Below are 15,982 nucleotides of genomic sequence, written 5' to 3' on the forward strand. Positions count from 1 at the left end.
CGCAGGGTGCGGGCGAGTTCGGCACGGACCCGTTGCAGCCGCTCGATGGTCGCGGCGAGATCGGCATCCAAGGCGCGCAGGGATTGTTCGGGCGGTTCGGCGGCCTCGCCCATCTTGGCGATCTGCGCCAGCGAGAAGCCGAGCCCGGCAAGGCGTTTGACCCGCAGCAGGCGCGTGAGGTGGGGCGTGCCGTAGTTCTTGTAGCCGTTGGGCCGTCGTTCGGGCTCGGCAAGCAGGCCGACGTCGTGATAGTGCCGCACCGCCCGCACGCTGGTACCGGCCAGTTCGGCGAGTTGGCGGGTGCTCCAAGCCACGGTATGCCACTCCTCGGTCTTCGAATGCTCTGCGACCAGCCTCGCGGCGGAGCCGTTCGGTCGCATCGGTAGTTTTCGCCTATTCGCCGGCGATTCGGCCGCGATCAGCGCACGATCGGTAGACCGCCGATCTGCCGCAAAACGTTGGTCCCACAATGTATTTCGCCGCCTGCCACATGCAGGGTCGCCCATTCGTCTATGTAGTGCACCGCTACTCCGGCCGACCGGTACGCCTCGGTCACCGCGGCCTCGAACACATCACGCCCGTCGATGATCGGGCCCCACTGCCGTGGCGCGAGGTAATTCGACGCGTTGATCAGGACTCCGTTGATTGCGCCCGGGTAGAAGCTCACCAGTGCGTCCGGTTCGTCGTCTATGCCGAGAGACAGCTCGTAGAGACCTGGGATTCGCACGAACTCCTCCGGTTGCAGCCCGATCTCCTTGACCAGGTGCGTTACGTTTTCTTCGATCTTTTGCGCCGCGAATTCGTTGTCGGCTACGAATTTCTGGTCCGCGAGGACGTTGTCGATCGTCCGCGCGGGCGCACCAGGGCTGGAAAACGCCACTGTGGTTCCGTGACCGGATCTTTGCTGCTCGCGCAGGATCTCGAGCCCGCGCCGTGGATCTGTTACGGCGGGGCGCCAGCCTCGACCGGACGGTGTCGGAAGAAACTGGATGAATTCGTCGACGTGTCCGACCACCAGCCATGTCGTGTCCAGAATCAGTGGCGTCTGAACCTGTTGGGCGGCAAAGAATTTCTTCAGTTCCACGCTCGAAACGGTGGCGTCGTTGCGATTTCCGGTGCCGATGACAACGCGACCTGCCGGAAACTCTTTCCCCTCATAGGTATACGGCGGTATGGTCTCGACATTTCCGAACGAATCCACGTGGCGATCACCGGCACCGCCGAGTTGAATCGCGCCCATACCGGGGCCTCTGAGGTCGAAGACGGCCCGGCCGCCTTCCCGGTCGGGTTGCGGCGAGCGGATCGCGATGCGCAACGAGATGTTCCGGCCGCCGGGGCCCGGCATCGATACGTAGCCGAACTCCACGAAGTCCTGTGCCCAGGTATCGGTGGTGTTCATGGTGATCAGCGGCGCGTTCAGTCCGCTGGCCTGTGCGGCCGAGGTCAGGTCGGCGACGAACCGCGCGTACTCCTGGTCGTCGCCGCCGTCGGGAACCACCAACGCCTCCGCGTTCTGGTTGTGGTTATGGAGGACAACGGGAGCGACTCGAAGGGCGATATCGTCGGTCACCGTTCGCTTGCCGTCTTGAACCGTGAAGCGAACGATGAAGGAACCATCCCATACTGCCTTGTCACGCACGACATCTCGCGAGTCGATGCCAAGGGTGGCGCCGTCGCGCAGTTCGGTTTCGGTCAGACTCGCGCCGGGCAGCAGCCTTATCCACGAATCTTGACGTTTGACGAATATGCGGATCTTGTCGGCACCGACACCGACCGCTTCCACCCGCCCGGTCACTCCGTCGCGCCCGACCGGCATGGTGACCAGTGGCGCCAGGTAGTCGGGTGCGCGCGCGATATCGTCGGCCGCGTCGTGACAGCCAGCGAGATCGTCGTCGGAAACCTGGCTTCGACTCGACGGGCAGCGGTGCGCGACATCACCGATATTCGGGAGCACAATCGCGCCGTACTCGGCTGTCCACTTACCTTTTTCGATGCCGGCCCCGACATCGTTTCCGTCGACGACACCATCTCGATTGCTATCGGCACGAATATCCGCGACGAGTCGATCCTCGGACGTCGCGGAACAACCGGCCAAGATCAAAGAGGCGGCGCCGACAATAAACCAAATCTTACGATATGGATTCACGGTGGCTACGCTACCCACGACCGAGGCACGCCAACGACATCCAGCAGGCTGAAACGGAAGGGCCTTCGGCTGTCATGGTCCAACCACTAGGCTGACGTATTCATCCAGGTGGCGGGTTCCCTTGCTGGGAAACGGATTCTAGGTTCGAACCAGGCTCGAACCCCAGTTGGCTCGGCCGACTGAGTTCGCAGCTGATCCATTTTGCTCGTGGCTTCCTCGGACAGGACTATGGATAAAATCATCGTCATCACCGGCTCCAGCGACGGCATCGGCGCGGCGGCCGCCCGCCAACTCCATCGCAACGGCCATCGCGTCGTCATCGTCGGCCGTTCCCCGCAGAAGACCGAGGCTGTCGCCCGCGAGATCGGCGCGGACCACTATCACGCCGACTTCGCCTGCCTCGACGAAGTCCGCAGGCTCGCCACCGAATTGGATACCGGATACCCGCGCATCGACGTGCTCGCCAACAATGCCGGTGGCGTCTTCGGCGATCCGACCAAGACCGTCGACGGGTTCGAAAAGACCTTCCAGGTCAACCATTTGGCGCCATTCCTGCTCACCAGAATGCTGATCGACAAGCTGGCCGCGTCCAAGGCGACGGTGCTGCAGACCACGAGCATGGGCAGCCGCCTGGCAGGCAAACTCGACCTCGGCGACCTCGACCACGACCGAAATTTCAATCCGATGCGAACCTACAACGCGTCCAAACTCGAGAACATCCTGTTCACCAAGGAACTACACCGGCGATACCACGCTCAGCACATCTCCACCGCCGCATTCCACCCCGGCAACGTCGCGACCAGCTTCGCCACCCAGTCCAACAGCCCGGTGCACAAATTCATCACCACCAACCCCCTCACCCGCGCCATGCTGTCCTCCCCGGAAAAGGGCGCCAGCCAACTGGTCTGGTTCGCCGAGAGCCGACCCGGCGTCGACTGGCAATCCGGCACCTACTACGAGGCGCGCAAACCAGCCAAACGCATGAATCGCCAAGCGCGCGACACCGATCTGGCCCGCGCCCTGTGGGACCGAACCGAAGAACTGTTGAAATGAGCACATCGTCGCTGCGCCCCGGGTCGAGCGCAGGCCGGCTGCGCGGGCTACCGCCTACCTCGCACCGAATCCTGATCAGGTGGCATAGGCAGACAATGCGAGCCGTTACCTCGGATTGCTATGCTAGCCCGAGGATTTCACCTGTCCGGGCCAGATTGTCAGCGACGGCCTGTTGATCGCTATCGACGAGTTCGGCCAGGCCGGGCATCAACGAGTGAAGTGCGGACGCCCACGCTGAGATCTGCTCCGGAAAGCACCCAGCCAGCAGTTCGGCCATGATGGTCGGCGCGGTGGAGGCACCGGGCGAGGCACCGAGCAGACCTGCGATGGTGCCGTCGGCGGCGGTGACCAGTTCGGTGCCGAAGGTCAGCACGCCGATCCTGCGGGGATCCGGTTTGACCAGCTGAGCGCGCTGCCCAGCTTGCACCGGATACCAATCCGCCTGGTCGGCCTGAGGATAGAAGCGTTGCAGCTCGGCGAATTTGCGACGGCGCGTGGACAGCAACTGTCCGAGCAGGTAGCGCAATAACGAAACGTTCTGCACGGCAGCGGCTATCAGCACGGCGACGTTGCGTACCCGGAGGGTGGTGAACAGATCGATGAGCCTGCCCTGTTTGAGCAGCCGGGTACTGAAGGGGGCGTAGGGGCCGAACATCAGCGATTCGCGACCATCGACCATCCGCTTGTCCAGGTGTGGAACCGACATCGGTGGTGCACCGAGCGCGGCTTGGCTATAGACCTTCGCGTCGTGCCGTCGAACGATTTCCGGGTTGTCGCTGCGCAGAAATTCGGCACCGGCCGGGAGGACCGCGTATCCCCTGACCTCGGGCACGCGGGCTTTCTGCAGCAAACCGAGTGCGTAGCCGCCCGCGCCGGCAAACACGAACCGAGCCCGAACTTCGAACCGCCGCCGCATGTTTCGATCACGGCCGGCGACGCGCCACAGGCCGCCTTGCTCGCGTCGCAAAGTGGTCACCTCGTGCCGCAGCGCGACCTTCGCCCCGGCGCGAGCCATGACGTCGACGAGTTCGCGAGTCAACGCGCCGAAGTCGACGTCGGTGCCCGCCTCGTATCGGGTGGCTGCCACCGGCTCAGTACGGTCGCGGCCTTCCATCAGCAGCGGCGCCCACTCGCCGATAAGGTCGGGATCTTCGGTGTACCGCATTGCCGAAAACAAGGGCAGCGACCGCAGAGTCGCGAAACGTGCACGCAAATAGGCAACATCGCGATCGCCGAATACGACGTCCATGTGTGGTGTCGAGTGGACGAATCCGGCAGAGTCGGCGAGAACACCGCCGTCCACGAGCGATGCCCAGAACTGCCGGGAGACATGGAACCTACGGGCGATCTCTTCAGCCTTCGCCGAGTCGTGCACGTCGGGCATGTAATTCAGTTCGCAGAACCCGGAGTGACCCGTGCCAGCATTGTTCCACGGGTTCGAGCTCTCCCCCGCGAGCTCATCGAGCCTCTCGTAGAGCGCAATCGACCAGTCCGGTTGCAGTGCGGTTAGCAACGCACCGAGTGTCGCTGACATGATGCCGCCCCCGATCAGGACGACGTCGAATACCTGTTGCGCGGCTGCGGATTTCGAGTTCCGGAATGATGCGGTTTCCATACCGTGCCCCCTGCGTTCGATGTGTGGATCATCCTCGCACCCGGATAACTCATCCGTCCAATACGCAATCGGAGGAATTATGATCCAAATATGGATGAATACGTTCGTGAGGTCAATGCACTGGCACCGTTGCTCGCCGCCTTCGATGCCGCCGCGGGCGAGGAACACATCACCCGCGCGGCTCAGCTCCTCCGCATTCCTCAGTCCTCACTCAGCCGCCGACTGAAAACCGTTGAGCAGACAGTAGGAGTACAGCTGTTTCAGCCGGTCGGGCGCAGAGTCACCCTCACACCCGCCGGCCGCGAACTGTTCGATCGCACGCGAGAGTTGATGCGGGAGTTGGCGGACGCGGTCGATGTGGTGCGCGGCGATGCCGATCCCGACAGCGGTCTCGTACGCTTCGGTTTTCCGCTTACGCTCGGACCGGTCAGCGTCCCGTCGCTGCTCGCCGAGTTCCACGCTGCCGCACCTCGGGTCCGACTACATTTGGTGCAGGCGCACGGCGATGCCCTCGCCGATATGGTCCGTGCCGGCCGACTCGACCTGGCCATCATGATCCCCTCCCCGCCCGACCTGCCCGCAATTGTGCTCGGACATCAGCGCATTCATCTCTACCTGGCACGCCAGCACCGGCTCGCCGCGCGAAAGACCGTCGAGCTCGCCGAGCTTGCCGACGAACCGTTTGTCGCGAATCCGCCGACATACCACTTGCGCCACCTTCTCGATTCCTGGTGCGCCGAAGCGGGATTCACGCCACGCGTCGTGTTCGAGACCACCGAATTCGAGACACTCCGTGCTCTCTTCGCCCACGGACTCGGCATCGCCCTGCTACCGGCGCCCGAGACCGCACACCCCGATCTGGTCAACGTTTCGCTCACCGGCCACCGCGAGCGCAGCATCGGACTCGTCTCCGGGAACCACCGGCCCACCCCTGCCGTTGCCAGACTCCGCGACCATATCGCCGCCCATGCCGACAGTGTCGGATCAGGAACGACGAAATAACGTCGCACTGCTCATCGAACACCCGACATTCCGAGATACGCGACCCGCTATTGGCTGCCCAGCTGAAATACCGTTTGCTGGTGGTAGGTCTGGCCGGGGTTCAGTGTGGTGGTAGGGAATTCGGGGTGGTTGGGTGAGTCCGGGAAGTGCTGGGTTTCCAGGGCCAGTGCGGCGCCCTGGCGGTAGGCGTGGCCGCTGGTTCCGACGTAGGCTCCGGCGAGGAAATTGCCGGAGTAGAACTGGATTCCGGGCTCGGTCGTGCGCACGGTCAGGGTGCGACCGGATGTCGGGTCTTCCACGGTCGCCGCCAGTACCAGCGAGGTGTCGTCGCTGCGGTTGAGCACCCAGTTCAGGTCGTAGCCCTGGCCGGTGAGCAGTTGCGGATCGGCGGCGGTGAGGCGGGTGCCGATCGCCGTCGGGGTGGTGAAATCCATCGGCGTGCCCTTGACCGCGGCCAGCTCGCCGGTGGGGATCTGGGTGGCGTCGGTGGGTGTGTAGCGGTCGGCGTTCAGGGTGAGCTTTTCGTCGTAGATGCCGAGGGCCGACTCGCCGGCGAGGTTCCAGTACGAGTGGTTGGTCAGGTTCAGCACGGTCGGCGCGTCGGTGCTGGCACCGTAGTCGATCGTCAGTCGGTTGTCGGCGTCGAGGGTGTAGGTGACGGTCGAGGTGAGCGTCCCCGGATAGCCCATTTCGCCTGCGGGACTGACGTATTGCAGCTTCAGTCCGACCGTGTCGGCGTCGTGCTGCGGCGTCGCCTGCCACATCTTCTGGTCGAAGCCGGTGGTTCCGCCGTGCAGGCTGTTGCCGTTGTTGTTCACCGGGACGTGGTAGGTGACGCCGTCGATGGTGAAGGCGCCCTTGGCGATTCGATTCGCGTAGCGGCCGACGATGGCGCCGAAATACGGTTTGCTCGCGAAGGTGTTGCTGGCCAGATATCCGTCCAGTGTCGGGAAACCGAGCACGACGTTGTCCGCGTGACCGTTGCGATCCGGTGCCTCCAGCGACTGGATGATGCCGCCGTAGTCGAGAATCCGCACCCGCATCCCTCGACCGTTGGCCAGCGTGTAGCGGCTGACCTGGTTGTTGTCCACCTGACCGAAGGGTTCACTGGTGATCGTCGGCGCCTGAGGTGCGGGTGTGGCGCTTCCAGTCTCCGAAGGATGATTCGTCGCCGTATTGCCGCACCCCGCCGCGCACACCACGCCGACGACCGCCAGTACTCGCAGAAAAACGTTGCCGCGCATAGCACCTCGCATGTCCGCCGTGGGTAGACCCATTATCAGCACGACCCGCCCGTCCCGTGCCGGATTCCCGGTATACGAGGTGCTTCCCGAACCTTGTGCGACGCGCTGAGCCTATGTGTCAGCCGTCAAGTAATTCCCCCAGGTGAGGGGTAGTTCCGTCACGGAATTCCCCCACTGTCCGTCACTCAATTCCTCCACCGGCCGTCACGTAATTCCCCCACCTGGCGGTGTGTCGCCGGTCGGCGTGTCTCGCACACATGTTCGCTTGTCCTCGACGGTTGTTCCGGCGAGGAGAGCGAGAAAGAGATGGCGAGGAGGAGTTTCTCGATGTTCGATCTTGTCGAGCTCTACACCCACTGGCAGGCCGGTCGCGGACAACGCGAACTGGCGGCATCGCTGGGGATCGACCGGAAAACGATCCGGAAGTACGTCGCGCCAGCGGTTGCCGCTGGCATAACACCGGGCGCGAGCCCACCCCTTTCTGCTGAGCAGTGGGCCGAGCGAGTCGCGGAATGGTTTCCCGCACTGCATGATCCGGGCGCGCGGGCAGTGACATGGTCGTTGATCGACCCGCACGCTGAGCGGATCAAGTCCTGGCTGGGTCACCGTGTCACGGTCGCCACGATCGCGCAACGCTTACGCGACGACCACGGGGTGGACGTATCGGAATCATCTGTACGCCGTTGGATAGCAACACATTTCGCTGACGAGGCCGCCCGGGCCAAAGTGACGGTGATGCGCCCGCCGGTGCCACCGGGCAGCGAAGCCCAGATCGATTACGGCCGGCTCGGGTCGTGGTTCGATCCGACCTCGGGGCGGCGGGTGACGGTGCAGGCGTTCGTGATGGTGCTCTCGTGCTCGCGGATGCCGTTCCTGCAACCGGTGCTGTCGATGGATCAAACATCGTGGTGCGCTTCCCATGTCGCGGCATTCGAGTTCTTCGGCGGAGTCCCCGCCCGGCTCGTGATCGACAACCTACGCACCGGCGTCGACAAACCCGATCTCTACGACCCGAAACTCAACCGCACCTACGCCGAACTCGCCGTCCACTACCAGACGTTGATCGACCCGGCTCGGGTCCGCAAACCGAAGGATAAACCACGCGTCGAACGTCAAATGCAGTACATTCGCGATTCCTTCTGGCGTGGAAGGGAATTCAGCACCCTGGCCCAGATGCAAGGTGAAGCCATCCGGTGGTGCTGCGACGTCGCGGGGTTGCGGAATTCGCGGGCGCTCGACGGTGGGCAACCGTTGCCGGTGTTCGAAGCGACAGAACGCGACGCGCTGATGCCATTGCCGGCGGCGCCGTTCGTGTTGTCGGTGTGGTCGACCGGGAAAGTCGGGCTCGACACCCACATCAAGATCGGGAAAGCGTTGTATTCGGTGCCGTGGCGGCTGATCGGGCAAACCCTGCACGCCCGCACCAGCGGTGACATCGTGCAGATCTTCCGCGACCAGCACGTCGTCGCGACCCATGTCCGCCGCCTGGCGGGGCGGGCGACGAATATGGAGCACTATCCGCCCGAGACCATCGCGTTCCACCTGCAAGGCCCGACCTGGTGCCGCAAGATCGCCATCGATGTCGGCCCGGCTTGCGAGCTGGTGATCGGTGATCTGTTGTCACCCAACGCGATCCACCATCTACGCGCCGCGCAAGGCATCCTTCGGCTACGCGAGAAATACGGTCTCGACCGCCTCGAAGCGGCCTGCTCACGCGCGATCGAGGTCGGCGACCCGTCCTACCGCACCGTCAAAGGCATCCTCGCGGTCGGCACCGAGACCGAAGACCCATTCGGCGGCACCGCTACCAGCGATATCGCCGAGGTCCCGGCGTTCCTGCGCGGTCCCGACCAGTTCGCCAATAACTGACCCGCCCGCCACCCGGCCAACAATTCTTTCCTAATTCTTCACTCCAGCAAGGAAATACACACTCATGTCCATCAGCGACCCCGCCCTGCGCGATGTTCTACGCGCGCTGAAACTCACCGGCATGCTCGACACTCTCGACGCCCGCCTGGCCCAAACCCGCGACGGGAAACTCGGGCACCTCGAGTTCCTGCAGGTCCTCTGCGAAGACGAGATCGCCCGCCGCGAAACCAATGCCCTGACAAGGAGGATCCGGCGAGCGAAGTTCGAAGAACAAGCCACTTTCGAGGACTTCGACTTCGCCGCGAACCCGAAACTCCCCTCGGCGATGATCCGCGACCTGGCCGCGCTGCGCTGGCTCGATTCCGGGGAATCGGTCATCCTCTACGGCCCGGTCGGAGTCGGGAAAACCCATGTCGCACAAGCACTGGGCCATGCCGTCGCCCGCCGCGGCGGTGACGTCCGCTTCGCGAAGACCAGTCGCGTTCTGGCTGATCTGGCCGGTGGTCACGCGGATCGGTCCTGGGGCAAAAGGATTCGTGAATACACTCGCCCGCACGTGTTGATCCTCGACGACTTCGCGATGCGCGAGCACACCGCCCTGCACGCCGATGACCTCTACGAGTTGATCAGCGAACGCGCGCTCAGCGCCAAGCCGCTGATCTTGACCAGCAACCGCGCTCCGAAGGACTGGTATGCCCTGTTCCCGAACCCGGTCGTCGCCGAAAGCCTGCTCGACAGACTGATCAACACCAGCCATCAGGTCTTGATGGACGGACCCTCGTTCCGGCCCCGCAAACGGCCAGGCCGACCCGCCAGCTGACCACCTCGAAGCGGCTCGCTACGCTCGCAGCGAGGCACGTCTACTGGAGGAATTCCGTGACGGCAGCCTGGGGGAATTGCCTGACGGTCGACATATGGTGCCGGACGTGGCGAAATAGGGGTTACGCGAGGACACTGAGGGGATAGCGCCGAATTCGTCTTCAGGAGGAATGTGATGGCATCCGATAGACCTTTTGGGATCGGTCCCGAAGAATTCGAGCGCGCGTTGCGTGAGGCGGGGATCGAGGTGCGTGACCTGCTCGGGAAGGCCAGCGAGTACATCGATCGGTCGAGTGTGAATACGCTGGCGTCGCTGTTCGGTCAGTTCGTTCAGCCGGAGCGCACCCGGCCGCCGAAGCCGGAGGCCGAGACGACCGGGGAGACCGGTAGTGGGGTGTGGGTCATCTATAGCGTCGATGACGCGGGTGAGGCCAGGGTCGAGCAGGTTTTTCCGAGCGAGCTCGAGGCCTTGCGCGCGCATCGCGACAATACCGACGAGCGCCGTCGCGTTCGGTTCCTGCCCTACGGTGTCCCCGCGACCGCGCTGGATACGCCCTGACACAAGGTTGCTTATCGCTTCAGGTGCTGTGCGAGGAAGCTCGTGAGTCGGCCCGCGACTTCCTGGGTTGTCCACTGCAGGGAGTTCTGCGGGTTTCCGGTGAAGGCCACGTCACCGTGGGCGGCACCGTCGACTATGTAGCGGGTGCTGTCGACGCCCGCGGCGACCAGGGCGTTATGGAGTATGAGCGTCTGGCTCGGGGAGATCGTGGTGTCTTCGCTGCCGTGGAAGATCACGAACGGCGGGTCGGTCGGTTGGATATAGGTGATGGGATTCGCCTGGGCGATGGCCGCCGGATCCGCGGTGAGCGGTGTTGTGTTGGTCGGCCCGTTGACGTATTTCGCCGTGGCGGCGAGTAGTGGCGCCATGGCCCGTTGCGTGTCGGGGTCGAAGTCGGATTGCAGTCGGGACAGGTCGGCGGCGCCGAACTTGTCGATCACCGCTTGCACATTACTGCTCTGGTCCAGATCGGCGCCGCTGTCAAAGCGCTTGTCGCCGTTGGTGACTCCGGTCATGGCGGCCAGGTAGCCGCCTGCGGAGTCGCCCCAGACGGCGACCGCGTCCGGATCGATGCCGTAGTCGGCGGCGTGTGCCCGCAGATATCGGATGGCGGCCTTGACGTCGGAGATGCTGTCGACGTAGGTCGCGCCATCGGGCTGAACGCGGTACTGGATGCTCGCGACGACGTAACCGGCCTCCGCGATGAACGTGCGCAGCGCGAGGTTCCCGCCCTTGTCCGCCATGACGAACCCACCGCCGGGAACGTATACGACCAGCGGCTTGCGCCCAGCGGTCTGCGGGACCTGAATGTCCATCTTGACCTGTTCGCCATACACGACATCGGTATGGGTGGACAGCGGCGTGCGTCCGCATTGGATCTGCGGAGCCGTGCCCGGGCTGAGGACCGTGCTCGTGCTCGTGTCGACCGGCACGACGATTCGGGGAGCTGCGCCCTGGACGGCCAGGCGGCCGTCAGGATCCGGCATCGGACTGCTCGGACAATCCTTTACCACCGCCGCGGACGTTGACGATGTGGTGTCGCCGCACGCGGTGACAGACAGGACGGTCGCGATGGCGGCGACCGCAGCAGCCGTACGCACCACATACCTCCGCACGAAATCGACTATGGCACGGGCGAATTCGACCATCTGCCCGAAGAGGACGGCCAGCGGAGATTCGGTAAGGTGTTTGCGCGGCTCGATGTACACCTCTATGAAACTAGCTCCGCGCAACCGGCGCGCGAATCCGTCAGTTGACGTAGTTCGGTCTACTCAGTCACTCCGCCAGCGCATTCATCGTCGCCGCAAACCGATCTCCGCGTCGAGCAAACTAGCCGTTGCCGTAGACGCGATCCGGAACGACGAGGACGACTGCGCGGCGGTCGGCGGCCATGACGCGGTCGTATTCGTCCCAGTCGTCGTGCGTGCCACCTGCCGCGGTGAATACCTCGCGCAGTAACTGCCGCAGCCGTTCGGCGTCGATGCCGGGCGCCTGGTCGTCGGGGCCCGCGATCCACACCGATCCCTCGACGGCCGTCCACGCCCACCCGCCCCGGGCGACAACCGTCATCCTCGGCCGATCGCGGAGATTGTCCAATTTGCGTGTGCCACCGCGGATTACCATGCCAACGACCTGCTCGCCCGTCTGCGGATGCGCCAACACACCCGCATTGACGAGCGACGATTGAACAGTGCCGTCGGCCCGCGACGTCGAGACGACGCAAAGTCCGTGATCCCCGGCGATCAGCCGAGCAAAGTCCGCGATATCGCTCACAGCCGAAGTCTACGGGCAGTCGGCGCCGCGCACGGGTGGGGTTGCTGGGCAGTGGGATTCATGTCCGGCTTTGCCGGAGCTCAGGCTGGTCGGTGGTGATTTCCGGGCGCCCGCGCCGCGTGCCACGATGCCCGACTCTGGCGACAGCCTCGCGCGGCGTGTCGTTCCCCTCGGCGATCACGATGGCGTTGCCGCCAAGGCGTTTCGCGCGGTACATCGCGTCATCGGAGGCGCGCAGCACGTGGTGACGGGTCGGTTGTTCGGCGGCACGGGACGCCTCGAACAGGGCGACGCCGACGCTGACCGTGATCGTGATCGGCAGGCCGGGCATCGTCTCGATCGCACGCCGCAACCGCTCAGCGACCGCACCGGCCGCATCGTCGCGCACACAACCGACAACGACGAATTCCTCGCCGCCGGTCCGTGCGATGAGGGCAGCGGAGTCGGCAGTGGAACGCAGCCGATCCGCCGTCCGCTTCAGCACTTCGTCGCCGAACGAATGCCCGAACGTATCGTTCACGGTTTTGAATCGGTCCAGGTCCAGCGTGATCACGTAACCCGTTGCGCGCCCGGAGTACTCCGACCAGTAAGAGTCGAGGCCGCGCCGATTCAACAGCCTGGTGAGCGGATCGGACAGCGCGTCCATCCGCAGGAGCCAATGCGAGAGCTGCATCGTCGGCAACACGATGCCGATGACAGCGAGATTGGCGACAACGACCGCGATGCCAAGGGCCCCATCGCCTTTCCAGCGCCCGCTGCCGAGAACCATCGTCACCGACAGCACCACGATCGACAGCAGTGACCAGCCGACGCACATGGCCAGGATCAACGGACTGTGGAAGACCGCAACATACGCGCCGGTCGCGGCCAGCATGATGATCCCGAGCGCGCCGAGCACGCGGTCCTGGACCAGCATGCTGTCGACGGTGATGACGATATTGAACACGGCGATCCAGACGATCGACTCGGATTCGCGCGGCCACGGCAACAACCACCAGCGCAACGCCCACAGCCCGCCCAACACGGCGGCGAGCGTGTTCACCGTGGTACCGAGCGTGCCGTGCACGCCAGCCGAGGAGATCGCCATCAATGTGGCGTTCAGGAGCATCATCGCGCCGCCCGCGCCGATCACGACCTTGATCCGGCCGAGTACGCCATGGGATTCGACGAAGTCGACCACCCAGCGGTAATCGACCCGGTACTGCCACCGGGATCGAAATGACGAACTGTTGGTCATCGTGATACCCGCCCTTACATCGGCAACGAGACCCGCCGCCGGTCGTTGCTATCGACCGGGCGGCGACCTCACGCGTGGCGCAAGTGTGGCTACTGTGAAGCTAACATCATCCCAACGGGAATCATCGGGCCAGTTGCGAACATCACCATCAGCCACTATCCGATGTCGACTACCCGGGCCCATGCTGGCGGCGCGTCCGGGACGTACTCGGGATCGTGTTCGCGCCACGAGTCGGCGCGGTGCCGACGGAACAGGCCGACCACCGTCCGGCACGGTGGCCGTCTCGCGGGCCAGGGGGTCTGGCCGTCGGTCAGCACCACGAGGACATCGGGGCTGGGCTGGGTGCGGAGCACCTTCGCGATACCGGCGCGCAGATCGGTGCCACCGCCGCCGACCAGCGGTATTCGCTCGGCTCGACACAGCGGGTGCACGATCCCGGCCGCGGCGTCGCACGACAGCACCGTGACCAGGTCGCGGCGCCCGCCGACGGCACGGGCGATGGCGGCCACTTCGAGCAGCGCGCTGCCCAATTCGGTGTCACTGACCGACCCCGAGGTATCGATGAGCACCGAGACCCGAGGTGGCGTTCGCCGCAGGCTCGGCAGTACGACGCCGGGCACCCCGGCCGAGCGCCGGGCCGGGCGGCCGTAGGTGTAGTCCTCGCCCGCACCGCCGCCGCTGACCGCTGAGCGAATGGCCGCGCCCAGCAGATCGCGCCACGGCTGCGGCGGGTGGAACGCCTCCTGCGCCCAGCGTTGCCACCCTTGGGACGCGTTGCCCGGACGGCCGATAATGCCCTGCGCCACCCGAAAGCGGACCGCGTCGCGTTCCTGTTCGCTGAGGCCGTCCGCACCGTCGGGTCCGAGGTCCCAGTCGCGGTCCAGTCCGTCGGCGCCGCTGCCGCAGTCGAGCCATGCCATGTCGTCGGTGTGCCGACCGAGGCGGAACTTGTGCAGGTAGTCCTCCATGAGCTCGCCTTCGGATAACCCGAGCGACGCGGGCACAACGGCCCCCTCCGGCTGGACCAATCCAGCACCGAAGGCGTCGTCGTTGATTTCGCAGTCCGCGGCGATGTTCATACGCAATCGTTCGGCGACGCCGGTCAGGCCGTGTTGTTCGGCGAATCGGTCACTGCGACCGTGATGGTCGCGCAGTAGGTGCGACACCTCGTGCACCCATACCGCGGCCAGTTCCTCCACCGGAGTTCGGTCGACGAACGCTGGCGAGACATAGCACCGCCAATGCCGGTCCACGGCCATCGTCGGCACGCGGCGCGACTCGACGACGCATAGCGCGAACAGCGCGGTGGCCAAATAGGGCCGGACCCTGGCGGCGTGTAATCGGGCGGCGAAGAGCTTCTCGCGATCAAGCGCCCCTGATGTGTTCGCGGTCATCGGCCCGCCTTGGCGGCGACACGGACAGCGGCCTCATCGGCTTCCTTGGTGACCGTTACCAGTCCGGCGAGTTGATCGATCGCCGCGGGAACATCCCAGTCGTCTTGACGCAGTGTGGCGAGAGTTGTTGCGGGAACGACAATTAGGTCCGGAGCGCCGGTTTCCAGCGCCTTGACCAAGAGCTCCCACGCCGCGTCCCAGCGAGACTTCTCCGGACGTTTGCGGACTGCCGCCACCACACCGTCGAGCACGGCTTGGCGCAAATCCCCGCGCTCGGGCAAGGCGGCGCCCGCCGGATCGGCGAGCAGCGACTCCGGGTCCGGCAGGTCCATTCGGTCCAGGCTGGCCAGCAGTTCGAAGCCGGGCCCGTCGCCGACCGTGCCACGGACAAGCAGGGAAAGCACATCGCGGGACGAACCGGCCGCGGTGGCGAAGGCGATCAGCCACAGCGTCATCTCCCAACTTCGAGGCGATGGCCAAGGGCCACCCCTGCGCGTTTCACTGGTGGGAATCTGATGCACCAGATTGGGGCGGGCCGCGAGCAGCACGCACACCACGCGACGCGCGAAAGCCACTGCCTCGCTCAACTTTTCGGGAGCCAACCGTGGCAGCGTCGCGTGCGGCCAGGTGCCGCCGAGGCCGCGGACGACGACGTCGTGGTCGTGGGTCCACTGCAGGTGGACGAACCGGTTGGCCAACGGTGGGCTCAGCTCCCAGCCATCGGCCGCCGAGGAGCGCGGGTTGGCCGCGGCGACGATCCGGACACCGGGCGGCAGTCGCAGGGTACCGATTCGCCGCTCCAAAACCAGGCGGAGCAGCGCGGCTTGCACGGCGGGCGGTGCGGTGGACAGCTCGTCCAGGAACAGCAGACCGCGCCCGGCCCGGACGAGTCGGACGGCCCAGTCCGGCGGCGCCATCGGGACACCGTGTTGTGCGGGATCGTCGCCGATGATGGGTAGGCCCGAAAAGTCCGACGGCTCATGCACACTCGCGATGACTGTGGTCAGCGGAAGGTCGAGGTCGGCGGCGAGTTGGGTCAGGGCCGCGGTCTTTCCGATTCCCGGTTCACCCCAGAGGAGCACCGGCAGGTCGGCGGCCACGGCCAGTGCCAGCGCCTCCAGTTGGGTGTTGGGGCGTGGTTCGGTGGTTGCTTCGCGCAGCAGGGTCAGTAACTCGGCGGCAACGTCGAGTTGGGCGGGATTGGTGGACGTGCGGACAGCAGAAAGCATGGGTGATCACCTTGGGTGGTTGGTGGAGCCGGGCGACGAAGG

13 protein-coding genes and 1 pseudogene are annotated in these 15,982 nt (G+C 65.0%); 5 read left to right on the top strand and 9 right to left on the bottom strand.

The window, feature by feature from the left end; translation table 11 throughout:
* Positions 1-8: 8 nt before the first annotated feature.
* Positions 9-314, bottom strand: a pseudogene (locus tag OG203_RS04420) (MerR family transcriptional regulator); the annotation flags it as partial.
* A gap of 104 nt (positions 315-418) precedes the next feature.
* Positions 419-2,146 (bottom strand): protein-arginine deiminase domain-containing protein, encoded by a 1,728-nt coding sequence (locus OG203_RS04425; protein ID WP_405164370.1) that lies wholly within the window; start codon positions 2,144-2,146, stop codon positions 419-421.
* A 228-nt stretch (positions 2,147-2,374) separates the two neighbouring features.
* Between OG203_RS04425 and OG203_RS04430 the strand changes: the two genes are divergently transcribed.
* Positions 2,375-3,199 carry an SDR family NAD(P)-dependent oxidoreductase gene (locus OG203_RS04430; RefSeq protein ID WP_405164371.1) on the top strand — a complete coding sequence of 275 codons (825 nt, stop codon included), beginning with the start codon at positions 2,375-2,377 and terminating at the stop codon, positions 3,197-3,199.
* A gap of 118 nt (positions 3,200-3,317) precedes the next feature.
* Here the strand turns inward: OG203_RS04430 and mqo are convergent, their stop codons facing one another.
* Positions 3,318-4,814 (bottom strand): malate dehydrogenase (quinone), encoded by a 1,497-nt coding sequence (gene mqo, locus OG203_RS04435; RefSeq protein WP_405164372.1) that lies wholly within the window; start codon positions 4,812-4,814, stop codon positions 3,318-3,320.
* Between the two features lie 90 nt (positions 4,815-4,904).
* Between mqo and OG203_RS04440 the strand changes: the two genes are divergently transcribed.
* Entirely contained in the window at positions 4,905-5,816 is a 912-nt protein-coding gene (locus tag OG203_RS04440; protein ID WP_405164373.1) for a LysR family transcriptional regulator, read from the top strand.
* Positions 5,817-5,863: 47 nt separating this feature from the next.
* Here the strand turns inward: OG203_RS04440 and OG203_RS04445 are convergent, their stop codons facing one another.
* Entirely contained in the window at positions 5,864-7,060 is a 1,197-nt protein-coding gene (locus OG203_RS04445) for an aldose epimerase family protein (RefSeq protein WP_405164374.1), read from the bottom strand.
* Positions 7,061-7,387: 327 nt separating this feature from the next.
* Between OG203_RS04445 and istA the strand changes: the two genes are divergently transcribed.
* The 3 genes from istA (at position 7,388) to OG203_RS04460 (ending at position 10,307) form a co-directional block, all read left to right on the top strand.
* Positions 7,388-8,929 carry an IS21 family transposase gene (gene istA / locus OG203_RS04450; RefSeq protein WP_405159507.1) on the top strand — a complete coding sequence of 514 codons (1,542 nt, stop codon included), beginning with the start codon at positions 7,388-7,390 and terminating at the stop codon, positions 8,927-8,929.
* Positions 8,930-8,993: 64 nt separating this feature from the next.
* Positions 8,994-9,749: an IS21-like element helper ATPase IstB gene (istB, locus tag OG203_RS04455; protein WP_405159506.1), complete on the top strand. Its 756-nt coding sequence runs from the start codon at positions 8,994-8,996 to the stop codon at positions 9,747-9,749.
* Positions 9,750-9,923: 174 nt separating this feature from the next.
* Entirely contained in the window at positions 9,924-10,307 is a 384-nt protein-coding gene (locus OG203_RS04460) for a hypothetical protein (RefSeq protein ID WP_405164375.1), read from the top strand.
* 11 nt (positions 10,308-10,318) lie between these two features.
* Here OG203_RS04460 and OG203_RS04465 read toward each other — a convergent pair whose 3' ends face one another.
* The 5 genes from OG203_RS04465 to OG203_RS04485 all read right to left on the bottom strand — a co-directional run bounded on the left by OG203_RS04465 (position 10,319) and on the right by OG203_RS04485 (position 15,940).
* The gene (locus OG203_RS04465; RefSeq protein WP_405164376.1) at positions 10,319-11,515 is read right to left on the bottom strand and encodes an alpha/beta hydrolase fold domain-containing protein; all 1,197 of its coding nucleotides are present in this window, start codon (positions 11,513-11,515) and stop codon (positions 10,319-10,321) included.
* 121 nt (positions 11,516-11,636) lie between these two features.
* The gene (locus tag OG203_RS04470) at positions 11,637-12,080 is read right to left on the bottom strand and encodes a pyridoxamine 5'-phosphate oxidase (protein ID WP_405164377.1); all 444 of its coding nucleotides are present in this window, start codon (positions 12,078-12,080) and stop codon (positions 11,637-11,639) included.
* A 58-nt stretch (positions 12,081-12,138) separates the two neighbouring features.
* Positions 12,139-13,317 carry a diguanylate cyclase domain-containing protein gene (locus OG203_RS04475; RefSeq protein ID WP_405164378.1) on the bottom strand — a complete coding sequence of 393 codons (1,179 nt, stop codon included), beginning with the start codon at positions 13,315-13,317 and terminating at the stop codon, positions 12,139-12,141.
* 155 nt (positions 13,318-13,472) lie between these two features.
* Positions 13,473-14,711: a DUF2201 family putative metallopeptidase gene (locus OG203_RS04480; protein WP_405164379.1), complete on the bottom strand. Its 1,239-nt coding sequence runs from the start codon at positions 14,709-14,711 to the stop codon at positions 13,473-13,475.
* Positions 14,708-15,940 carry an AAA family ATPase gene (locus OG203_RS04485; RefSeq protein ID WP_405164380.1) on the bottom strand — a complete coding sequence of 411 codons (1,233 nt, stop codon included), beginning with the start codon at positions 15,938-15,940 and terminating at the stop codon, positions 14,708-14,710. Before OG203_RS04485 ends, OG203_RS04480 begins: the two co-directional genes overlap by 4 nt.
* Positions 15,941-15,982: the final 42 nt, after the last annotated feature.

The sequence above is a fragment of the Nocardia sp. NBC_01499 genome (genome assembly GCF_045040275.1).
Lineage (GTDB): Bacteria > Actinomycetota > Actinomycetes > Mycobacteriales > Mycobacteriaceae > Nocardia.